12 protein-coding genes are annotated in these 22882 nt (G+C 71.9%); all 12 read left to right on the top strand.

The features are described 5' to 3' along the window. The first annotated feature begins 60 nt into the window (after positions 1–60). The 12 genes from OHA61_RS08655 (at position 61) to OHA61_RS08600 (ending at position 22822) form a co-directional block, all read left to right on the top strand. Positions 61–1536, top strand: a complete 1476-nt coding sequence (locus OHA61_RS08655) for a 3' terminal RNA ribose 2'-O-methyltransferase Hen1 (protein WP_406302549.1) — start codon at positions 61–63, stop codon at positions 1534–1536. Beyond that, positions 1533–4112, top strand: a complete 2580-nt coding sequence (locus tag OHA61_RS08650) for a polynucleotide kinase-phosphatase (protein ID WP_406302548.1) — start codon at positions 1533–1535, stop codon at positions 4110–4112. The genes OHA61_RS08655 and OHA61_RS08650 overlap by 4 nt, the downstream gene beginning before the upstream one ends. Before the next feature lie 325 nt (positions 4113–4437). Beyond that, a complete protein-coding gene (locus OHA61_RS08645; protein ID WP_406302547.1) occupies positions 4438–5166 on the top strand; it encodes a Crp/Fnr family transcriptional regulator in 729 nt (242 codons plus the stop codon). A 76-nt stretch (positions 5167–5242) separates the two neighbouring features. Next, positions 5243–6067, top strand: a complete 825-nt coding sequence (locus tag OHA61_RS08640; RefSeq protein WP_406302546.1) for a hypothetical protein — start codon at positions 5243–5245, stop codon at positions 6065–6067. Next, a complete protein-coding gene (locus OHA61_RS08635; protein WP_406302545.1) occupies positions 6064–8358 on the top strand; it encodes a hypothetical protein in 2295 nt (764 codons plus the stop codon). The genes OHA61_RS08640 and OHA61_RS08635 overlap by 4 nt, the downstream gene beginning before the upstream one ends. Then, positions 8355–9785, top strand: a complete 1431-nt coding sequence (locus OHA61_RS08630) for a hypothetical protein (protein ID WP_406302544.1) — start codon at positions 8355–8357, stop codon at positions 9783–9785. The genes OHA61_RS08635 and OHA61_RS08630 overlap by 4 nt, the downstream gene beginning before the upstream one ends. A 59-nt stretch (positions 9786–9844) precedes the next feature. Beyond that, the gene (locus OHA61_RS08625; protein WP_266481952.1) at positions 9845–10291 is read left to right on the top strand and encodes a Pycsar system effector family protein; all 447 of its coding nucleotides are present in this window, start codon (positions 9845–9847) and stop codon (positions 10289–10291) included. 7 nt (positions 10292–10298) lie between these two features. Next, positions 10299–12752, top strand: a complete 2454-nt coding sequence (locus OHA61_RS08620; RefSeq protein ID WP_406302543.1) for a VWA domain-containing protein — start codon at positions 10299–10301, stop codon at positions 12750–12752. A gap of 41 nt (positions 12753–12793) precedes the next feature. Then, entirely contained in the window at positions 12794–16123 is a 3330-nt protein-coding gene (locus OHA61_RS08615; RefSeq protein WP_406302542.1) for a tubulin-like doman-containing protein, read from the top strand. An 8-nt stretch (positions 16124–16131) separates the two neighbouring features. Further along, positions 16132–18687 carry a hypothetical protein gene (locus tag OHA61_RS08610; protein ID WP_406302540.1) on the top strand — a complete coding sequence of 852 codons (2556 nt, stop codon included), beginning with the start codon at positions 16132–16134 and terminating at the stop codon, positions 18685–18687. Next, positions 18684–20801: a hypothetical protein gene (locus OHA61_RS08605; RefSeq protein ID WP_406302539.1), complete on the top strand. Its 2118-nt coding sequence runs from the start codon at positions 18684–18686 to the stop codon at positions 20799–20801. The genes OHA61_RS08610 and OHA61_RS08605 overlap by 4 nt, the downstream gene beginning before the upstream one ends. Then, positions 20801–22822 carry a hypothetical protein gene (locus tag OHA61_RS08600; RefSeq protein ID WP_406302538.1) on the top strand — a complete coding sequence of 674 codons (2022 nt, stop codon included), beginning with the start codon at positions 20801–20803 and terminating at the stop codon, positions 22820–22822. Before OHA61_RS08605 ends, OHA61_RS08600 begins: the two co-directional genes overlap by 1 nt. Positions 22823–22882: the final 60 nt, after the last annotated feature.

The following is a 22882-nucleotide window of genomic DNA, read 5'->3' as shown; positions in this document are numbered from 1 at the left end:
CGCCCGCACCCAGCGGGAATTCCCTGGTCGGGACGGGTGAATCCAGCCATACTCGGACGCGTGTTCCTGACGATCAGTACGACCGGTACCCCAGAGCGTCCCGCGACCGACCTCGGCTTTCTGCTGCACAAGCATCCCGACAAGGCGCAGACGTTCTCCACCTCGCACGGCACGGCGCATGTCTTCTATCCCGAGGCATCCGCCGAGCGCTGCACCGCCGCGCTGCTGCTGGAGGTGGATCCGGTGGCGCTGGTGCGGCGCGGCAAGGGGAAGGGCCGCGGCGGAGCGCCCGATTCGGCTCTCGCGCAGTACGTGAACGACCGGCCCTACGCCGCGTCCTCATTGCTGGCGGTCGCGCTGAGCAGCGTGTTCAAGAGCGCCCTTCGGGGCGTGTGCACCGCGCTGCCCGGGCGGGCCGAGGCCCCGATGCCGCTGCGCGTCGAGGTGCCCGCGCTGCCCGCGCGCGGTGGCGCCGAGCTGGTCCACAAGCTCTTCGGGCCGCTGGGCTGGACATCGGTCGAGGTGGAGCCGGTCGCGCTGGACCAGAAGTTCCCGCAGTGGGGCGACTCGCGTTACGTACAGCTGGTGCTGGAGGGAGAACTGCGGCTTGCCGACGCGCTGCGCCAGTTGTACGTCCTGCTTCCGGTGCTCGACGACGCCAAGCACTACTGGGTCGCGCCCGACGAGGTGGACAAGCTGCTGCGGGCGGGCGAGGGCTGGCTGGCCGAGCACCCCGAGCAGAAGCTGATCACCAGCCGCTATCTGTCCCGGCGCTGGGGACTGACACGGCAGGCGATGGAGCGCCTTGAGCTGGTACGGCTCGCCGAGACCGACGACCTGGAGGTCGAGGCCGTCGACAACGCCGTGGACGAGACGACGGACACGGAAGACAAGCCGGTGCCGCTGGCCGAGCACCGGCGGGACGCGATTCTCGAGGCGCTCCGCGGTGCCGGGGCGAGCCGGGTGCTCGACCTGGGCTGTGGGCAGGGCCAGTTGGTGCAGGCGCTGCTCAAGGACGTTCGCTTCACCGAGATCGTCGGGGTGGACGTCTCGGTGCGTGCGCTCACCATCGCCGGTCGGAGGCTGAAGCTGGACCGGATGGGCGAGCGGCAGGCCGCGCGGGTCACGCTGCTCCAGGGCTCGCTCACGTACACCGACAAGCGGCTGGCGGGTTATGACGCGGCCGTACTGAGCGAGGTCATCGAGCACCTGGATCTGCCGCGGCTGCCCGCGCTGGAGTACGCGGTGTTCGGATCCGCGCGGCCGCAGACGGTGATCGTGACCACGCCGAACGTCGAGTACAACGTCCGCTGGGAGACGCTCCCAGCCGGGCATGTGCGCCACGGCGACCACCGCTTCGAGTGGACGCGTGCTCAGTTCCGGGCATGGGCCGGGGCGGTGGCGGAACGAGACGGCTACGGCGTCGAGTTCGTGGCCGTGGGGCCCGACGACCCCGAGGTGGGGCCGCCCACCCAGATGGCTGTGTTCAGCAGAAACGACAAGACCGAGACCGAGAAGGAGGCGAAGGCCGCATGACCACGTCCGCCACGACCACCGCGCCGGTGAAGCGCAGGCTCCCGGTGACCGACCTGTCCCTCGTCGTCCTCGTCGGCGCCACCGGATCGGGCAAGTCCACCTTCGCCCGCAAGCACTTCAAGCCCACCGAGGTCATCTCCTCGGACTTCTGCCGCGGCCTCGTCGCCGACGACGAGAACGACCAGAGCGCGAGCGGCGACGCCTTCGATGTACTGCACTACATCGCGGGAAAGCGCCTCGCGGCCGGACGGCTGACCGTCGTCGACGCCACCAGCGTCCAGCCGGAGAGCCGCAAGCAGCTGGTGCGGCTGGCCCGCGAGTACGACGTGCTGCCGATCGCGATCGTCCTCGATCTGCCGGAAGAGGTGTGCGCCGAGCGCAATGCCGGACGCCCCGACCGGGCCGGAATGCCGCGTCATGTCATCCAGCGCCACCGCCGCGAACTGCGCCGTTCGCTGCGCGGTCTGGAGCGCGAGGGCTTCCGCAAGGTGCACGTCCTGAGCAGCGTGGAGGAGGTCGATGCCGCCGAAGTTGTCCTGGAGCGCCGCTACAACGACCTCACCCACCTCACCGGCCCCTTCGACATCATCGGCGACATCCATGGCTGCAGCTCGGAGCTGGAGACCCTGCTCGCCACGCTCGGCTATGTGGACGGAGCACACCCCGAAGGCCGTACGGCCGTGTTCGTGGGTGACCTGGTCGACCGGGGGCCCGACAGCCCCGGCGTCCTGCGCCGTGTGATGAGCATGGTCGCCTCCGGCCATGCCCTGTGTGTGCCCGGCAACCACGAGAACAAGCTCGGACGCTGGCTCAAGGGCAGGAACGTCCAGCACACCCACGGACTGGCCGAGACCATCGAGCAGCTGGAGAAGGAGGACGACGCCTTCCGCGAGCAGGTGCGGCAGTTCATCGACGGACTCGTCAGCCACTACGTCCTCGACGAGGGAAAGCTCGTCGTCTGCCACGCCGGTCTGCCCGAGAAGTACCACGGGCGCACCTCGGGACGCGTCCGCTCGCACGCGCTGTACGGCGACACCACGGGCGAGACCGACGAGTTCGGCCTGCCCGTGCGCTACCCGTGGGCGGAGGACTACCGGGGCCGGGCCGCTGTGGTCTACGGCCACACACCCGTGCCCAACACCTCATGGATCAACAACACCATCTGCCTGGACACCGGAGCCGTCTTCGGCGGCAAGATGACCGCGCTGCGCTGGCCGGAGCGCGAGCTCGTCGACGTACCGGCCGAGAAGGTCTGGTACGAGCCGGTCAAGCCACTCGGCACCGAGGCTCCGGGCGGTCGCGAAGGCAGGCCGCTCGACCTCGCCGATGTGCAGGGGCGCCGGGTCGTGGAGACCCGGCACATGGCCCGCATCGGCGTGCGCGAGGAGAACGCCGCGGCGGCGCTCGAGGTCATGAGCCGTTTCGCGGTCGACCCGCGGCTGCTCACCTACCTGCCGCCTACGATGTCGCCGACCGCGACCTCGAAGGAGGAGGGCTATCTGGAGCACCCGGCCGAGGCCTTCGCCCAGTACCGGGCGGACGGCATCGCCAAGGTCGTGTGCGAGGAGAAGCACATGGGCTCGCGGGCGGTGGCGCTGGTCTGTCGTGACGCTGCGGCCGCTCGCGAGCGGTTCGGGGTCGACGGCCCCACGGGCGCGCTGCACACCCGTACGGGACGACCGTTCTTCGACGACCCCTCGGTCACGGAGGAGATCCTCGACCGGCTGCGCACGGCTGTCACCGCGGCCGGGCTCTGGCAGGAACTGGCTGCATCCGACAGCGCCTCCGGCGCGTGCGACTGGCTGCTGCTGGACGCCGAGCTGATGCCCTGGTCGCTCAAAGCATCCGGGCTGCTGCGCTCGCAGTACGCGGCGGTGGGAGCCGCCTCCGGCGCCGTCTTCCCGGGCGCCACGGCTGCCCTCGAAGCGGCCGTCGCACGTGGCGTTCCGATGGACGCCCTGCTCGCCAAGCAGCGCGACCGGGCCGCCGACGCCGCGGCCTTCACCGAGGCGTACCGGCGCTACTGCTGGACGACCGAGGGGCTGGACGGGGTGCGTCTCGCGCCGTTCCAGATTCTCGCCGTGCAGGGGCGTTCGCTCGCCTCCGTGCCGCACCACGAGCAGCTGGCCTGGCTGGACCGGCTGGTGGAGCACGACCCGACGGGTCTGCTCCAGGTCACCCGCCGCCTCCTCGTCGAGACAGCCGACGAGGCCTCGGTCGGCGCCGGTGTCGACTGGTGGCTGGAGATGACCGGCAGGGGCGGCGAAGGCATGGTCGTCAAGCCGCTGCAGGCCCTCGCGCGGGACGGCAAGGGCAGGCTCGTGCAGCCGGGCATCAAGGTCCGCGGCCGCGAGTACCTGCGGATCATCTACGGCCCCGAGTACACCCGCCCGGAGAACCTGGAGCGGCTGCGCAACCGGTTCCTGAACCACAAGCGCTCGCTGGCGCTGCGGGAGTACGCGCTGGGGCTCGAGGCTCTGGACCGGCTTGCCGACGGGGAGCCGCTGTGGCGGGTCCACGAAGCGGTGTTCGCGGTGCTCGCACTGGAGTCGGAGCCGGTCGACCCCCGCCTCTGAGGGATGTCCGGCGGATCGGGCTGGATCCGCCGGACCCCCAAGGTCTCCCCTCCGGCCGATCTTGCCCGGCTCCGGCCTGATCGGCCGTACAGGACGTTAATCGGACTCCTGATCGACGCTACGAGGGGCGCACGGGTGCGGGTGAGGGGCGCACGCCCCTTTCGCGTTGACGCTCAAGTGCGGGGACACCTAGCGTTTTTCACCCCGCCGTGTGACGTGGAATCAACTCTGAGGCTGAGAACGCCACTTGACGTGGGAGGAAGTTCACACCGACAGAAGCCGTGGTCCCCCGGAAAAGGGCCAGAAAGATCATTGTGGGGGAGCGATGAGTCTGTTCGGCCAGGACCGCTCGTTCCTCGACGCACTCGGCGTCCAGGACCGCCGGGCGCTGCTCGCCGAGGGCGCACCCCGTACCTACGAACCCGGCGACGTGATGATCCGCGAACGGGACACCACGACCTATGTGCTGGCGCTGCTCTCCGGTTGGGCCGTCGTCTCGGTCGAGACGGAGCGCAGCGCCCGGCTCATCCTCGCGCTGCGCGGCGCGGGCGAGGTTGTGGGTGATCAGGCCGCCGTCGACCAGGGTTCCCGCAGTGCCACCGTCACCGCACTCGGCCGGGTGGAGGCGGTGGCCGTGTCCGGCGTGCGTTTCCGGGGCTTTCTCGCCGCCCGGCCGCGCGCCACATCACTGATCATGCGTCAGCTCAGCACCAGGCTGCGCAGCTCCGACATCGAGCGCCGCTCCCTTGCCTCCGGGACCGTCCTGCAGCGGCTGGCCGCCCGCCTCGTCGAACTCGCCGAGCGGGCCGGCCGCCGTGCCGACGATGGCATCGTGCTCGAACTTCCCTTGCCGCAGCACGACCTGGCGGCAGCCATAGGAGCGACCCGGGAGGCGGTCGCCAAGGCATTGCGCCTGCTCAGGGAGCAGGACGTCGTCCGTACAGCCAACCGCACGGTGATCGTCACCGATCTTCAGGTGCTCCTGCTGCTCGCTCAGGGCCGGGGGCAGCCACCGGGGACACGCCCGCCGGAGAAATCTCCGCCGACTGTGTAAACGGCTACATCGCCGGTTGCCCAGCGCGGCAAGAGTTGTCCTGTCACAAGCGCCACAGCACACGCAGGGAGTCCTAGTGAGCAGTGCGGGAGCCGTCCACAGACTGGTCGTCTTCGCCGACGCCTGTGGTTCGGGGGAGTTGGGCCTGGAAGCCAAGAAGCGCATGCGCGCCGCGATGTACGAAGCATTCGCGGAGGCGTACGCGTCCGTCGGCATCGAGCCGGGCCGGGTCCACCAGGAGGACAGGGGAGACGGCATACTCGCGGCCCTGCAGCCCGAGGTGCCGCCGACCCTCATGGTCGGCAGGTGGGTCGACACCCTCTACGAGAGCCTGCGGGAGCTCAACGACGGCAGCGCACAGCGCCTGCGGTTACGCGTCGGCATGAACGCGGGCCTCGTCCTCAACGACGGCAAGGGCCTGGTGGGACGCGCGGTGGACCTCGCCTGCCGGCTGTGCGACAGCGCCGCGGCGAAGCGGGTCATGGCCAACGCCGTCGACGCCGACCTGCTGATCGTGGTCTCCGACTGGCTGTACGCCAATGTGGTCGCCGAGGGCGGGCGCTATGTCGAGCCGGGCCACTACCGCCAGGCGCCGGTGAAGAACAAGGAGACCGACGAGGCGGCATGGTTCCTCATTCCCCGCCGGCCGGAGCCGCCGCTCGACGGTCCGGCCGGGCACCAGACCGGCGGTGGGCCGAAGGGGGACGGCCCACCGCCTCCTTATCCGCCGGAAGTGAACCCCGCAGCGGGCGATGAGCCGCCGACGACGCCGACAAAGGCGACGCCGACGAAGCAGTACAACGCCCAGGGAGACATACAGATCTTCAAGGACAACAAGATCCACGGTGGATTCACCGGGATCCGCAAAGACCGCCCGGGCACGGGAGGCGACGCCGCATGAGCGACCCGGACGACGCCCCGCCCCAGGACGAAAAGGGCGAGGAACCGCAGCCGCAGGCCTCCGCATCCGAGAACAGCGGCGGCGACTCGGGCGAGCCGCAGCAGACCGAGGCCAACCCCTTCGAGAAGGCCGGACGCAACCCCCTCGGCGGCGCGGGCGGCACGGGCGGCGCGGGCACCGCGCACGCCGCCCGGCGCACCTTCGCACCCGGCCGGGCCGAGCGCACGTATGACATCCGCGGCGACGGCCAGGTGTATGAGGGCAATCTCTTCATCGGTCAGTTCGGCCCGGACAGCCGGCCCGTGGTCCAGGGCAGGGTCCCGCAGGAGACGCTGAATCAGCTCGCCGACGTCTACTGCGAAGCATCCGGCTACCACCGGATGAAGCAACTCCTGCGCAGCGACGGCCTTCTGGTGCTGTGCGGTGAACCGGGCAGCGGCCGCAAGGCCACCGCGCTCGCCCTGCTCTCCGAGCTGACGGGCAACCAGGTCACCCGTCTCGACCCCACTCATGCGGTGCACGAGATCAACGAGCAGATGATCGAGAGTGCGGTCGGGCATCTGCTGGAGCTGCCGCAGGACGACGGGCGGCGTGAACCCGAGCGCGGCCGGGGCGAGCACCGCAGGGAAACCCGCAGGCCCGGCCGACTCTCCGAGCTCCACCTCGACCGCTTCGCCGAACTGCTGCGCAAGGCCGATGCGTACGGAGTGGTGCTGATCGAGAGCGGGGACCTGGCCGACCGGGTGCTCCGCGGCCGCTACGGCATGTACTGCCCGCCCGCGCCCGCCGATGAGGTGCTCCACCGCCACCTGCGGGTGCTGCTCAAGGGCGAGCAGGAAGGAGCCCTGGACAGCGCGCGGGCGCTGGCCGTCCGGACCGATGTGACCGAGGCACTCGGCCTCGACGAGCTGCGCCCCCGGGAGGCCGCCCGGCTCGCCGACCTTCTGGCGCGCCGCCAGAAGGGGGAGCTGACGGACGAGCAACTGCTCGACGACTGCGCCTCCTTCGTCCGGGCACAGGCACGCGCGTGGTTCGCGGGGGCCGACCGGCCGGGCACCCTTCCCGAGGCACAGCCGACGCTGAGCGCCGCCGCCTTCCGTATCGCCGTCGCCGTGTTCAACGGCTCTCCCTACAGCCTCACCGCGGAGGCCGCCGAGCTGCTGGCGTGGGAGCTTGCGGTGACCCTCGACCCCGAAGAGCCCACGGGGCGACGGCTCTTCGGCACGCATGCCGAGATCCGCCCGATGCTCGCCCGCTCGGTGCTGGAGGACGGCGAACTCGACCTCGGAGACGCCAAGGTCCCCATGCGGGCCATCCGCTTCCAGGGCGAGGCGCTCGCGACCGCCGTGCTCCGCGAGGTGTGGCACGGCTACCACAATGTGCGCGGCCCCATGGCCCGCTGGCTGCGGGTCCTGTGCGACGACCCGCGCCCCGAGGTGTGGGTGCGCGCCTCCATCGCGGCCGGTGTCCTGTGCTCCTGGGACTGGATCTACGGATTCGGTGAACTGGTGCGCCCCATGGCCACGCTGGACGGCGTCGTCCCGCAGATGGCCGCGGCCACGGCGCTCGCCGAGGCGGCGCGCGAGCCGAAGGTGCAGCCTGCCGTCAAGGCGCTGGTGAAGGAGTGGGCCAAGAGCGAGGACGACTCCCTGCGCGACACCGCCGTGCTGGCCCACGGCTATGCCCTGCCGGCCGGATCGGTCAGATCCTCGCTCGACGCGCTGGCGAGCGTGGTGCGCAAGCTCGACGACGAGGACGCCGGCGTGATCGGCACGGCGTCGTTCAGTGTCATGCGGCTCCTCGCGTCCGGTGAGCCCGAGACGGTCGTCGAACGGCTCGTCGACTGGCTGGAGGACGGGCGCCGCAAGCTCGTCGATCTTGTGCTGATCTCCATGATCGGGACGCTCACCATGCGTACCACCTACCTCTGGGGCCTTGACGAGGTCCCCGAACTCGAGCCGTACGACTCGCAGCCGCTGATCGTCGCGCTGCTGGCGACCCGGCCGGAGCTCGTGCCGGATCTGGCGGTCCTGGTGCGGCGCGCCGTGTCCACCGCCCGCGCCGGAGGCACGGCGCTCGACGAGCTGAGCAGCCTGCTGCGCCGGGCCGCCCGCAATGAGGAAGCGCTCGGGCTGGTCTGCGGGTTCCTGCCGCTGCTGGCCACGACGCGCAGGGACCGCGACAGGCTGCGCAGTCTGCTGGCGGACCTCGTCAGGGACCGCGACAGGCCGATGGACAAAGCGGCGGCGGGGCGGATGTGGGACGCCGTGGGTGAAGGAGCCGAGCGATGACCACACGGGGGGAGGACGAGGAGCCGGCGGCGGCGAAGCAGAACCAGGGCTGGGAATGGAAGCAGAACCAGAACCAGAACCAGAACCAAAGAGCGCAGCAGGAGCAGCGCCAGGGGCAACCCGGACAGCCGCCGCAGGAGCGCAATCGGGCGCAGAACCAGGAGCGGAACCCGGCCCGGAATCGGGAACAGCGCCCGTGGCAGCGCGCGGAGCAGGACGGGAACTGGGACAGGGATATGGACCGGGACAAGGACCGGGAGCAGCACCGGGAGCGTCCCAAGGGGCCACTCGTACGCGAGTGCTCGCCGCCGTACAGACGCCGCAGCGGCCAGATCGTGGCGGTCGTGATGTACGGCAACGGCGGACACAGCGTGGTGTGGCCGGGGCGCCGCGAGAACCATGAGAGGCGGTGGCTGCTCAGCCGCGCCTACACCGTGTTCGAGGTGCTTCTCGGCCGGAACGTCACCGAGTTCGACCTCCGGCTGCCCGCCTCGGGGGACGGGATCTTCTTCGACGCGTCGGCGAAGGTGCACTGGGAGGTCACGGACCCCTATGTGGTGGTCACCCAACGGGTCTGGGACGTCGCCGAGTTGCTGCACGACGAGCTACTCGACGGGCTGCGCGCCGTGTCGCGGCGATTCGCACTGACCGAAGCACAGCGCGCTGACGAGGCGGTACGGGAGGAACTGCGGGCCGGCCGGCTGGTCCTGGGCCGCGACCTCGGCCTGCGCACCTGGGTCCATGTCTTCATCGATCTCAACACGGTGGTCCAGCAGAACGTCCAGAGACAGTACGAGGACGCGGCCGAACGGCGGATGGTCGCCGAACGGGCCCGTGAGCTGGAGATCCTGCTGCGCCGCGGCGAGGAGGCCGAGATCGCGCACCACATGGCGCAGAACCCCGACAAGCAGTGGGAGATCAGGCGCGCGATCCGGCAGGAGAAGCGTGACGGTCAGGCCGACTTCCTCGCGGTGTTCAACCGGCTCATCGACAGCGGCGTCCTGGAGCGTCACGACATCGGAGAGCCCATGTACGAGGTGCTGCAGTTCCTGCGGGAGAGCACCGGCGGTGTGCTCGGCGGAGTCGTCGACCATGTGCTGCCACGGTCGGGCGCGCAGCGGCCCGCGCTGGAGGAACGGGCGATGCGGCCGGAGCCGCGGCGTCCCTCCTGGGACGAGGAGGCGCCGGCCGGGCTCGGTTCGGGCTCCGGTTCGCGCGATGGTTCGGTCTCCGGATCGGGTTTCGGTTCGCCCGGCGGTTCGTCCGACGGTTCACCGGACGGCTACGGGGCGGGCCCGGGCGATCCGCATGTGTACGAACCGACCCGGGTGGAGTCGGCCGCGGAACGGGACCTCGACGAGCGGCGCCGGTCCCGGCGGCCGCCCCTCAGGCCCAGCGAGGCATTCGACGACTGGGACGACGAATGAGCTCCGGCGCCTTGGGGCCCGGTCCGCCAGGGCCCACCGCGCCCGAGGATGTCCGCTTCATGGCGGAACGTCTGCTGACCTCGGTCCGCGAGGACATCGGCAGAGCCGACACGAAGGCGGCGATCCTGCTCTCCGGCGCGGTCGCCTTCCTTGCCGTCGTGGCCTCCAAGGGGCAGACCCCGCTGCCCGCCGCGGACTCGGTGCCGCCGCTTCTCGTCGTGGGCGGACTGTTCTGGAGCGCGGGCGTACTGATGCTCGTCGCGGTGATCCTGCCGCGCACCCGGATCGGCGCCGACCGCACCCTGCTGCGCGACCTGGCGACCCGCGCCACGTCCGAACAACTGCTGGCCCGCCTCGCCGCGTCGGGCGAGGACGTCACCGGCTGGCTGCTCGACCAGGCGAGCGTGCACGGAGCGGTGCTCGCCGCGAAATACCGGTGGCTGCGCCTGGGCGTGTGTTCCCTCGCGCTCGGCGCGCTACTGGCCCTCTTCAGTGAACTGTGGTGAGAAGACGATGCAGCTGAGAAGCAAGGCGGGCGCCCTGGTTGTCACCGGTGTGCTGCTGGCAATATCCGGGCCGCCGAACGCGACGGCGACGGAGCCCGCCCGCGCGCCGGGCGCAGCCGAAGCCGCGACCGCCGCGGCGGCCGAAGGCCCGGATCCGATCGACTTCGCCGTGGTCGTCGACCAGTCGAAGTCCCTCGCCGACAAGGACCTGATACGCGAGGTGGAGGCAGCGGCACTGCTCAGCCAGGGCGAGATCTCCGAGCGCTCCCGCGCCGCCGTCATCGGCTTCGGCAGCTCCGAGAAGGCGGGACAGTCACCCGTGCGGGAGGTGTGCGGGCTGACGGTCGCCGACGCCGCTGGACGGCAGCGCCTGAGCGACTGCGTACAGCAGCTGTCCCACAGGGACCCCCAACACACCGGCCCCGGAACAGACTTCCCGGCCGCGGTGCGCCAGGCCGTCGACCGGCTGTCCGAAGGCGCGGACAGCGCCGTCCCGAAGGTCGTCTTCCTTCTCACCGACGGCAAGCTCGACGTCAGTGACAGCCCGGAGTACGGCACCGACGCGGCCAGCCGCCAGGCCAACGGCGCCAAGCGGCTGACCGAGGAACTCGCCCGCGCCCGCAGCGAGTCCGTCCAGATCTGGCCGCTCGGCTTCGGCAGCGAGATCGACAAGGCGGCCCTGACCGCGATGGCCGAAGGCGGCTACCGCAACGGCTGCGCCGATCTGCCCGGCGCCACCCCCCGGATGCGGGTGGTGGACAGCTCGGCGGAGATCGACAAGGCGCTCCAGGAGACCTTCGCCGCGGCCCGCTGCGCTCAGATCGCGCACGGAACGGTCGGAAAGCCCCCGGCCGATCTGACGGTGACGATCCCGCCGATCGCCACCGACGGCTCGATCACGGTCAGCAAGCACGACCCCAAGGTGTCGGTCACGTACTACGACCCGAGTGGCCGAAAGGTGCCCACTCAGGGGGAGTTCGACGGCTCGACCTTCGAGACCAGCGGCCAGGACGGGCCGGTCGAGGCGCTGCGGGTGAAGAACCCGCTGCCGGGCCGCTGGCGCGTCCACGTCGAGGCGCCCGAGGGTCACCGGGACCGGGAGGTCGCGGTCCGGGCCATCTGGCAGGGCAGGCTGCGTTCCGCGGTGACCCTCGACCCGGCATCCCCGAGGGCGGGAGAGCGTGCCGTCGTCGAGGTACGGATGCAGACCAGGCGCGGTGTCGTGGTCACCGATCCGCGCCAGCTGGCGGGCGTCAAGGTCTCCGCGCGGCTGTCCGGAAGCGGATTCGCGCCGGTCACCGTGAGCCTCGCGGACGACGGCCGGGAACCGGACCGCCAGGCCCGAGACGTGCGCTTCACGGGCACGCTCACCGTGCCGGCCGGCGCCTCGGGCGATCTCGAACTCACCACGCAGATGGCCGCTCCCGGGGTCACCTCCGACCACCGCCCCCTCCATGCCCGCGTCACCTCGGGCACCGAGAAGGTCACCGCGGGACTGACCGTCGAGCGGAAGACCGTGCACCCCGGCGACACCGTCGAAGGGACCCTCGACGTCACCAACAACGACACCGTCCCGCACACCCTGCGCCTCGCCCTCGACGACCAGTCGCCCGGCTCCGCGGTGCGTATCAGTCCGGCCACCGTCACGGCGGCCCCCGGCGAGCGCACCCGCGCCAGGTTCACCCTCTCGCTGGGCCCCGGCACCCCGCTCGGTGAGGTGGGCGGAGGCATCACGGTCGTCGACACCGGCGACGGAGGACGGGTGCTCGACACCTCGTTCCTCGATGTCCGCGTCGAGGCGCCGCCCACCTGGTGGGACCGCTGGTGGGGCCCGGTGACCGGCGGCGCGGCGCTGGCGCTGCTGCTCGCGGCCTTCGCGGTCGTACGTTTCGCGGCACGCAGGCGGCGCCGTGATCTGTCCGGCGTACAGCTGGAGTTGAGCTCGGACGGCCGGGCGCTCGACGAGCTGACCATCCGGTCGGGGCAGAGCACCGGCGGCGAATTCCACTTCACCGTGGACCGGGCCAGAGGCGCCGCGCCCGCGCTGCAGCGCAGTACCCCCGGTGCGTCCGGGGCCCACCGGCTGCGGCGCACCGGAGGGGGCGAGCTGCTGCTGCGCCCGCACCAGGGGCGCGAAAGCGCCGTACGCGCGGGCGAGGCCACCGGTATCGCCGACGGCCTGGAGCTCGTCGTACGCGACCGGCGCGCTCCGGCCGCACGGCCGTCACGTGGCGCGTGGTCCGGCAGCGGCCGGGGCCGCGGACATGGAGGGTCCGGCAGCGGCCGGGGCGGCGGACGCGACGGACGGACCGAGGGCGAGGCGGGCAGCGCACAGCCGCGAGGCCGCTGGTCGAGGCCCAGCCGCGGCAGCGATGCGCCGGAGCGCCCACGCCCGGAGGCCGACCCGGCCGGCAGTGGAGAACATCCCGCCGGCGCGCGCCGGTTCGACCCCAATTTCTGAGTGACGACGGGCTGTCGCGGACAGCCCCAACGGGAGACGAGATGAAGATCTACCAGCCCATGCTCTTCGTCGGCCTGGGCGGAACCGGCGGTCGGATCGGCGCCGAGCTCGAACGCGGTCTGCGCCGGGAGCTGTGCGGCCCCGACGGCACCAACCTGGTGGCCGCCGGCCGCCGCGCCCCCTTCCAGCTGCCGGACCATCTGCAGTTCGTCTACGCCGACTTCAGCGAGGCGGAACTCGACCGGTTGCCGCAGTTCAGTGCCAAGGGCGCCGAGGCCGCCGCGTACGCGCGTACCTCACGCGTCGTGCACGACCTGCTGCCCACCGGCTACGACAGCTCCCCGGAGGTGACCCGCATGCTGCGGGTCGCCCTCCACGACGAGACCCACAGCTGGCTGCCGCCCCAGGAGCGGCAGCCGCGCGTGGCACCGCTGCACAACGGCGCCGGGCAGCTGCCCACGGTGGGCCGGGCTGCCCTCTTCGCCACACTCCGCAGCGGCCTGGAGCCGGTACTGCGCCAGCTGCGCGCGGCCATCAGCACCATCAGCAACTCCGCCGGAGACCTCCGTGACCTGGGCGGGCGGCAGATCCGCGGCTGCGACGTGTTCGTGGCGTTCTCGGTGGCGGGAGGCACCGGAGCCGGGATCTACTACGACTTCATCCACCTCATCGGGCACGAGTTCCGCAAGTCCAAGGTGCCCGGGGTGAAGATCTATCCGCTGGTCGTCATGCCGTCGGCGTTCCCGCCGGAGGCGGGCGGCGGACGTGAGGCGGAGCTCAACTCCGCCCGCGCGCTGGTGGATCTCTCCCGGCTGGTGGACGACCAGAACGTCCCCGACGCCCACGGCGAGCTCGGGGATGTGGAGCAGCGCGGCTCGATCAGCGTGCGCTATCCCGGGGACGGGGTCGTCGCGCTGCGCCCCTCGACCGTGCAGACGGCCTTCCTCTTCAGCAGGCCCGCTGTCATCCGCCCGGAGGACCTGCGCCGTTCCATCACCGCGATGGTGATGTCGCTCATCGGCACGGAGCTGGGGGACGAGAGCAACCAGGGGCGCTCCGAGGACGACTACCAGTCGTTCGCGGCCAGTTTCGTCAACAAGGCCGTGGAGCGCTCGACCCCGGCCCGCTCCGGCATCGGCTACCGCGGCATGTCGACCAGCCTGGCCGCCTCCCTGACCGTGCCCGTCGACGATCTCGCGGAGATAGTGGCGGGCCGGATGCTCGCCCACGCGGTCCGGGGCATGGCCGAGGACGCCCGGCGTCCCCGCGAGGACGGCACCGAGCGGGTCCGGGAGCTCTTCGAACGCTCGGGCATCGACAGGCTGTGGACCCGTGAGGCACCCGAGATCCCGGTCCCCGATCCGCTGCCCAAGGGGTCCAAGCAGATCGGCCAGGCGCTCCGCGACCGGATCGGTGACATGGAGGACCGCCTCAGCAGGCTGGGCCGCGACCTGGAGCGGGAGATGCCGCGGCTGGTCGAGGACTTCAAACCGCAGGCCGGAGCGCGTGAACTCCTGGGCCTGATCGGGCCGTTCCAGCTGGAGCGGACCCTGGCCGGACTGCCCGGCCATCCCCAGCGGCCCGCCGAGGTCGGGTTCGCCGGGATGCTGGAGAACCGCAAGAACGACCCGGAACGCCCCGACGGCATCCAGCCCTCCGCTCCCAAGATCCCGCGGATCAAGGGCGCCGTGGGCGGTCTCGTACCGGCCCGCTGGGGCGACCCGGACGTCCAGGAGGCGATCGACGAGCAGGACGCCTGGTACCGCTGGCGGGCCAACCGGCTGTGGCACCAGGCATGGAAGGAGCAGGAGTCACGGTGGCGGCCCCCGCTGGCCCGCGCGAGCAAGGAGATCGGTGAACTCGCCAGGGCCCTGCGCGCCCACGAGGAGGGCGAGCGCAAGCTGTTCATGGAGCGCCGCAAGGAGCTCTACCGCGACGACCGCACCGGTGTCTCGTATCTGCTGCCGCCGCAGAGCAACCTCAGGGCCTTCTACGACGATGTCTTCGACCGGCTCGTCCAGCACGAGGGACTGCCGGACAACACCGATCCCGCCGGGCTGCTGGCCAGACTGATCCAGCCCGAGGACTGGCAGCGCGCGCTGGAAGCCGGACGCCGCTCCCCGCGCGCCTCCGTCAAGGAGATCAAGCAGGTCGTCGAGCAGCGCGTGAAGGGCCTCTTCGGGGAGGCGAGCGTGCTCAACGACCGCCCCCTGCTGCCCTCGATGGCAGTGCTGCTGCGGGCCGCGGCCGGGGACGAGGACGCCGAGGCCACCGTGGACAGCCGCTGGCTGGAACAGTTCCGCTCGCAGCTGGCGGGACTGCTGCCGGTCGGCTTCACCCCCGACGGCAGCGGTCCGCTGAAGGTCCTGGTCGTACACCCGCAGAGCGAGGCAGACGGCCGGGCCGCACAGTTCCTGCAGCAGGAGCTGAACCTGCCGCGCGACCCCCAGGCGACCCAGGAGTACCGGGCGGTGGACACCGAGTCCATCACTGTGGTCCTGTTCCGCAGCGGGATGAGTCTGACCGATGTCTCCGAGGTACGGCATGTGCTCAGGCTCTGGGCGGAGGCGCGGGACGCCGCCGGGGTGGACGACTTCCTGCACTGGCGGCAGCGGCTCGGCTACCGGGACGACTGGCTGGCGAGCACGGAGGACGACCGGCAGCGGATTCTGCACCGGATCCTCTGCGCGATGTGGAACGGCCGCGTCGACGTCGAAGGACCGGCCACATCGCCCGAGTTGATCAGGATCCGGCTCCAGGACGGCGACTCGGCGACCATGACCCTGCGCCTGGAGGCCTTCGACGGATCCGTCTCCAGCTGGGCCGGGCTGCTGCCCGCCTACGAGCGGTGGGCGCTGCTGGACGAGGGGCAGATCATCGAGGACTTCTGCGACCGGCTGATGCGCACCCAGCCCACCGGGCTCGCCACCACGCCCGTTGCTCCCTCGCCGCTGTTCAAGACACTCGTGCACGAGGTGGCTCCACGGCAGATCGCGCTCCTGGACGAGCTGACCGGGCAGTACGGCAAAGAGGACGAGGAGTGGCTCGTACCCCTGCGGCACTTCTGGGAGCAGACCCTCAAGGGGGCCCTGGAGCTGCGCTTCCCGGGGGCGTCGCGGCCCACCCGGCCCTCGCTTCGGGCACTGGACGAGCGCTATGTGCGCCAGGCCGCCGAGCAGCCGGACGGGCGGTCCAACGGCGGGCGCAGCCCCGGGGCACCGGCGCCCGGGTGGCACGAGCCCGAGGCCCCGCGGCGTGAACCGGAACGGCGCGAGCCCCCGAGGCCACGGCAGTCCCCGGAGCACGGGGCTCCGGAAGCCGGCACGTCCTCTGCGCGGTATCCCTGGGACCGGGACGGCGGGGAGGAGTGAAGCCGGCCGTGACACCCGAACACCACACTCCCTCCCATGCGGTCTGCCTCGACCTGCGGTCCTCGGCCCGGCCGCCCGACGGCAACCCGCCGCTGGAACGCGCGGTGGCCGACGCCCTGGACGAGCCCCAGCAGGGCGACGAGCGGCGCTTCCTCGTCATCGACGACGCGTGCGACCTCATCGCACATCAACTCCTCTACGAGCAGCTCTACTCCTACGGACCGGCCCAGGTGATCTGTCTGGCGCTGGGCGCCGGAGACGACCGGACCCTGCGAAGGCCGCTCACCCTGCGGCCCCCCGCCGCCGGTGTGCTGTGGCTCCTCGATGTGTCCGGCGGGTCGGGCACAACGGGAGGCGGCCCTCGGCCCGGGACGCCCGAGGCGGACGAGGCTCTGCGCCCGCTCGTCGAGCTCCTCGTCCTGCCCGGTGTGTTCGATGCCGTGCTGAGTGCGCTCGGGGATGTCGTGCACGGCGTCGCGGTGCCTGCCGTGCGCATCCTGGAACACGATCTGACGGACGACGCCAGGACCAGGTCCTGGTGGCAGGCGCTGGAGAGCCTCGTCGGACAGGATGGCCCCGCCCCCGCGCTGGGAGACGCCCTCCCCGCCGAACTGGCGCTTCTCCTCGGGGACTTCGTCCCGCGTCACCTGGAGGGCCGGGCCTGGCTGCTGCCCGGCGGTCCGGCCGAGGCGCGGCACCGGGAGTGCGGCGCGGCCCTGCGTGACACCGTGGACGGATACGAGCAAGTGCGCGGCTGGAGAGGGCTGTTCACCATGAAGGCCGGGGAGGCGGATGTGCCCGGCCGCCTCGAACGGCTGTCGTTCGCCCTGGCCGGGTACCAGGAGACGATCGCCGGGGCGCTGTCCGACGGCGGCGGCGTACGGCTCACCTCCGAGCAGCGCAGTCGGCTCGTGGAGCGCGGTATCGATCTGCCGGAGATCCCCGAAGTCTCCCGCAGCAGTGTCGGACCGGGGCTCCGCGGCTTCACGGAGAGCCTGATCGCCAGGCGCCTGCCACTGCGTTCGGTCGCCGCCCGGCTTGCGGCGCTCTCGGACCGCTCGGCCCCGGCAGGCAGTACGGCCAGGCTCGCCCGGCTCGACGAGATCTGCGACCGGACCTATCTGGCGCATCTCACCTCGCCCGTGCCCTTCACCGCGGGCGGTTCACGGCGCATCGCGGCCGTGGTGGCCTTCGTGCTGGCTTTGGCCGCCGGGCTGTGGCCCGGACTCGGCTGGGCGCTGGGACCGGCCACCGGACTTGCCGGGGCGGCACTCGCCGTCCTCATGCTGCGCCGCCGGCCGAACCGCTCGCCCGACGGACGACTCGACGGCGGTGGCAGTTCGGGGGCCGCGCCCCGCCTGTTCGGCGGTCTGGCGGGCGGGCTCGCCGGGGCGCTCACCGGTCAGCTCCTTGCACTGCCCGCCTGGGCCGGTGCGCTCGCCCTGGTGATCTCGCTGGTGCTGCTGGTCCTCCTGGCCGTACGCCACTGGACCGCTGCCGTCGACTCCTGGTGGCGCGGTACGGATGCGGAGTTCGCCGCCCAGTTGGTCGGGGAGGTCGATCAGCTGCTCATCGAAACGGCTGTCCACGACTGGCTGTTCGCGGATGCGCGCTACCACTGCTCGGACGGCGCGCGAGCCGTCTCCCTGCTCCTTCGGGGCCTCGCGGACACGGCGGAGCAGCACACTCCGGGCGGCTCGCCGCAGCCCGTGGCGGCGCGGGAGGAGGAGCAGGTGCCGGAGCCGTCGACGGGAGCGGATCCGCAGTCCGCGCCATGGAGCTGGGACAGCTGGGGCGACAGCGCGGCCGAGGACGGCTGGCTCGATGCCACGGCGGCGGCCGGTCCCGCGGGTGGTCCGCAGCCCGCCGGTTTTCCGGAGCACGCCGACCTCTTCGAGCCCGCCCGGGCCCAGGAGGCGGTCCTGCCGCCCGACGGGAAGGACCAGCCGACCGCCGAACCCTGGAAGGCCGAGCCCGTCGCCGATCCCGCATGGCTGGAGCGGGAGCGGGGAGACGGCGGACCGGCGCTGGTCGACACGCTCGTGTCCGACCTCATGGACGGAGTGGCCCTCATCGTCAAACCCTGTTGGGGAGCCGTCGAACGTGACCCGTCGAACGCGGGCCGGATGCCGCTGGAGCGGCCGATGGGCGAGCTGCTCGACGAGGTGCACACCCGGCTGCAGCGGGACGGAGCGGCCTCGCCGCCGCCCTACGCGTCCCATCCCGAACGGCGCCCGGGCGCATCCCAGTTGCTCGGGGTCTCGGCCGAGCGGGTCGCCTCGCTCCTCGGATCGGGCGGGGTGGCCGAGCAGACCGTACCCCTGTGCGGTGCCGAACACCGGCGGATGCTCTCCAAGGACCCCGTGGCGGTACGCCAGGTGCGGTTCGTCCCGGAGGCGATGCGCCGCGGCGCGGAAGCGGACGAGACCCAGGACAGCTGGCGCGGCGCGGCCGAGGACGTGGTGTGGACGGCTGCCGGCCGCCACGCGGGCGTACTGCGGCTCGTGCCGCTGCGCGCGGAGACCGTCCGCACCGTCAGGTCAGAGGAGGGCGGTGCGCCATGAACCGGCCGGAAGGCGGCGCGCACTTCGCGCAGGGACCAGGACCGGACGAGCTGGGATTCTTCACGCACAAGGAGGATGCGGTCCGGTTCGCGGCCCGCTTCGGCGCGGACCGGCCGTCACCCGAGCGGCCTTCGCTGCTCGTCCGCAAGGTGATCCTGGGTGCGGGCTGGCAGGTGCACCAGTACCGGCTTCCGCTCTCGGCCCAGGGCGATCCCCAGGCGTACGGGACGCTGGAGCGCGAGGTGGCAGCGGCCGTAGCCCTGGAGCGGCGCTACGGCTCCGAGCGGTTCGGCGAGGTCTTCACCCGGATGATCGGCTTCGACCTGGAGGCCCCGGAACCCTTCATCCTCTACCGGATCCACGGCGGTGAGCCGATCAGCGCCCGGCGGGGCGCTCTGAGCGTGGACGAGCAGCACCGTGTGCTCGCCCAACTCACCCTGTCCGTACGGCTGCTGGAGGACGTGGGCCTCGTACACCGGGCCATCGCCCCGGAGACCGTCAGCTGGGACGGCACCCATGTGCGGCTCACCGAGCCGTATGGCGCGCTGCGCACCAAGGAGCCCAGGAGTGCGTTCGGCGCGGCTCCCTGGGCGTCGCCGGAGCAGCGCGAGGGCACCGGTGTCGCCGATGCGAGGGACGATCTGTGGGCCGTGGCCCAGCTGATGTACTTCCTGCTCTCGGGGCGGGCGGACAAAGGTACGGGCCCGCCCGCCGACCTCGCCGACTTCCGGCGGCTGGCCGCACTGGACCACGGCGGTGTGTTCGCCCCGCTGGCGCAGGCGAGGCCCACACCGGCGGAACTGATGCGGCTGCTCAACGTCTCCGACCCGCTGGCCACGGCCGCCGGGGCCAGCGACCCCCTCGGCCGGGCGCGTGCCGAATACGACGCGCAACGCGCCCGCAAGCGAAGGGAGCTGGGCCTCGACGGGCACCCCGACGAGGTGATCACCACCCCGCCCGCACCCGCCCGCCGCTCTCTGCGCTCGCTGCTGGGCGTGCCCCCGCAGGCGAACGGAGCAGGACCCGCACAGCCCGCCCCCGAGCCGCCCGCGCCCACCCGCTCCCGGCTCTGCCCCCACTGCCTGCTCCCGGTCACCTTCGACGAGAGCATGCTCATCACCATCTCCGCCAAGGGCGACCGCGTACCGCTCGACCTCAGTACGGAACACCGCCCCGCACACCGTCAGGACGCGCTGCGCCAGGCGTTTCACCGCTGCCCCCACGCCGACGGGGACAGGTCCCACGAGCTGCCGGTCCCGTATCTGACCAACGGCGAACCGCTGTCCATCGCCCTGGTGGGCAGCTCGGCCGTGGGCAAGACGCATCTGCTGGCCGCCATGCTCGGCGAGATCGAGCAGGGCGGCCTCGAGCCGTACGGACTCAAGTGCCTGCCGCTCAACCCGGCTTCGCACCGCACCTTTCTGCGGGAGCGGGTGCAGGGACTGCACCAGGGAAAGCAGCTGGCCCGCACGGGACAGCAGACCTTCGCGCGCTTCGCCGACGGTCTCCTCGTCACCGGGCGCGGGGCGACCAGGCCGGTCGTCTTCTTCGACCTCGCCGGTGAGGACCTGGCCGAGGAGGGGGAGGTGACCGGATTTCTGATGGGGGTCGGCGCCTTCATCTTCGTCCTGGATCCGCTGCGGGCACTGCGGCTGCCTTTCCTCGACCCGGTGCGCGAGCGCAACAAGCTGCGGCGGCGGGATCTGGGCGACGAGGCGTTCACCACCGTCCTCAACCGGATTCCGCGGCGCGGGCCCTATATCGAGGCCCCGGCGGCGGTCGCGGTGAACAAGAGCGACCTGGTGCGCTTCGACCCGTCCGTGGACCGCTGGCTGGGCCGCGCCCTGCCAACTCACTTCGACGCGGAAGCGGTACGGGCGGAGAGCCGCGACGCCTACGCGTTCGTGTCGCATCACGCCAGCTCCGCCTGGCTCAAGCCGTTCGACGACTGTGCCCGCTGCACGCTGCACTTCGTGGCGGCGACCGGGGGACAGGCGAGGGGCGACGAATTCCCCCACGGTGTCAGGCCACGCCGGGTGCTGGCGCCACTGCTGTCGATCTTCGCCATGTGCGGGCTCCTGCCGGGTGCGGAGCCGAGAGAGGTGGGCGTCTGATGGTCCGGCAAGAGGAATCGGTGGACCAGATCGTCTTCCGCTGGGACGCGGACAACGCTTCGGGCACCACGGGATTCGGCCCGGTGGCCTGGTCCTGCGGTCAGGAGCACGCCGACATCGTCTTTCGCAGCGCGGCCGCGCTGCTGCGGGCGACCGGCGAGGACACGGTGCCGGCGCTGGTCCGGCTGGAACGCGACAACAGTGCGCTGCTGCTGCACCGCACTCCTTGGCGCGACGAGAGCGGACGCACCCAGACGATCTGCCATGCGCTGCTCGGGTCGTCCCAGACACTCGACCCCGAGACCTGCCTCGGGCTGCACACCTGGCGCTGGGAGGGCAGCCAACTGCCCCTGGACGAAGTCCGCGGGCCCCTCGGCCACGTGCGCGCGGCCGAGCTGATCGGCTCGGCCATCGAGGGACAGCGCCGGCTGGCGGGGAGCCTGGCGGATGTGGACGAGGAACTGACCGGCCTGGTCGCGGAGTATCTGCGCCATCCGCGTCACTGCTTCACGGTGCTCGACCGGCAGGGCGGCGACAGCGCCTGCCGGGTGCTGTGGGGAATGGCGGGCATCTTCGGCGGACTCTTCGAGAAGGGCTGGACCTTCGCCACTCACGACACCGCCGAGACGCCGCTGCTGCGCTTCGTCTTCGTGCGGAGCTGGCCGGGCGCGGCGGCTCAGGACACCCAGCGGCTGCGTACGGATCCGCTGGAGCGCCGCCGGGACCGTGCCCAGCAGCTCGCGTCCGAACTGGTCCGTCACCATGTGCGGGCGCAGGTCGAGGGGCGGGAGTTCGAGGTCGACAGGGAGCTCAGGCAGGCAGCCGCGCGGCGGGCGGGGAACGGGGGCGGGCGCGAAACGCTGCTGGACACGGTGGAGCGCGCCGTGTCGGCCCTGGAGAGCGCGGGACGGGACCGCACTCGCCGGGCGGAGGAACACCGTCCGCCGCCGTGGGAGGCGCCGGTGCCCCAAGCACGTGCGCCCTACGCCAGGCAGCCGGACCCGCACGCCGAGCGCGAGACGTACGCCAGACCGGACCTGTACGCCGAGCGCGAGAGGTACGCCAAGCCGGATCCGTATTCCCGGCGCGAGCCGCATACGACGCATCAACGGCCCCCGGTGCAGCAGCCCCGGACCGTCGCGCAGCCGGCTTCGCACCCGAGCCCGCTCCCCGGCCCGCGCACGGTCCCGCAACCGTCCCCGGTCCCCGCGGCCGAGCCCGAAGTCCGCGTCGTCCGGCCGGAATGGCCGCTCCCGCAGGGCAGCCCGCGCCGCCTCGTCCCCCGCGGCCGGCGCGGCCGGCCCACCGTCGAGCACCAGGACCTCCAGAGCGTCCTCGCCGCCTTCCCCGATCGCTACAACGGCTCCGAGGCCCAGGCCAGAACCGTGGTGCGGGGCGCCGCGGACGAGGATCTTCTGTACGCGCTGCGGGCGAGCATCCACTACGAGGCACTGACACTCGTGATGGCGGAGATCGCCCGCAGGTGGCCCCAGTGGCCGCAGCGCCATCGCCGTCAGCTGTGCGACACCCTCCTCGACCTGGACCTCTTTCTGACCGAGGCGCACGGGCTCGGCATCGGAGGTCCCGGTGACGAGATCCGGGCCGCCAACGCCGCAGCGCTGTACAGCTGGGCGATCCGGCCCGAGCTGAAGGACCCGGCCGCGAACACCCGGCTGGCCGAGCTGTTGCCGCGGCTGAGCACCGGACCGCACCGGGCCGGGCGCGCCGCGGTCTGGCAGATAGCGTCGGGCGAGCGGCCCGGACTGCCCGAGGCCGTGTGGTTCTCCCTGCTCAGCGCGGCGCAGGGAATGCGCCGGCCGGACACTGTCGCCCCCGAAGCCCGGTCGGTCCCGCACGGGCTCCCGGACCGCCCTGTGCCGGACCGGCCCCCGCCGCCTTCGGCGGCCCCGCGCGATCCCGACCGGTCCGCTCCACAGGACGGCCGGATGATCGTCGTGGCCCTCGCCGGGGTCCTCGTGGTGGCCGTTGCCCTCCTCGTGGTGCTGTGGAACGTCGTGTGAACGCTCGCGGACCATCAAGATTCACCGGATGAGTAGCTGTTCGCAGGTTGAATGGCGCTC

The organism is Streptomyces sp. NBC_00885 (assembly GCF_045207475.1).
In the GTDB taxonomy this organism is placed as follows: domain Bacteria; phylum Actinomycetota; class Actinomycetes; order Streptomycetales; family Streptomycetaceae; genus Streptomyces.
The sequence above is the reverse complement of the archived record's forward strand: the minus strand, read 5'-3'. Positions and strand labels throughout refer to the sequence as shown.

What these genes read in the sequence shown, in the direction of transcription:
- OHA61_RS08650 (WP_406302548.1), top strand. Translation starts at nt 1,533, where the DNA reads ATGACCACGTCCGCCACGACCACCGCGCCGGTGAAGCGCAGGCTCCCG.
- OHA61_RS08645 (WP_406302547.1), top strand. Translation starts at nt 4,438, where the DNA reads ATGAGTCTGTTCGGCCAGGACCGCTCGTTCCTCGACGCACTCGGCGTC.
- OHA61_RS08635 (WP_406302545.1), top strand. Translation starts at nt 6,064, where the DNA reads ATGAGCGACCCGGACGACGCCCCGCCCCAGGACGAAAAGGGCGAGGAA.
- OHA61_RS08630 (WP_406302544.1), top strand. Translation starts at nt 8,355, where the DNA reads ATGACCACACGGGGGGAGGACGAGGAGCCGGCGGCGGCGAAGCAGAAC.
- OHA61_RS08625 (WP_266481952.1), top strand. Translation starts at nt 9,845, where the DNA reads ATGGCGGAACGTCTGCTGACCTCGGTCCGCGAGGACATCGGCAGAGCC.
- OHA61_RS08620 (WP_406302543.1), top strand. Translation starts at nt 10,299, where the DNA reads ATGCAGCTGAGAAGCAAGGCGGGCGCCCTGGTTGTCACCGGTGTGCTG.
- OHA61_RS08615 (WP_406302542.1), top strand. Translation starts at nt 12,794, where the DNA reads ATGAAGATCTACCAGCCCATGCTCTTCGTCGGCCTGGGCGGAACCGGC.
- OHA61_RS08605 (WP_406302539.1), top strand. Translation starts at nt 18,684, where the DNA reads ATGAACCGGCCGGAAGGCGGCGCGCACTTCGCGCAGGGACCAGGACCG.
- OHA61_RS08600 (WP_406302538.1), top strand. Translation starts at nt 20,801, where the DNA reads ATGGTCCGGCAAGAGGAATCGGTGGACCAGATCGTCTTCCGCTGGGAC.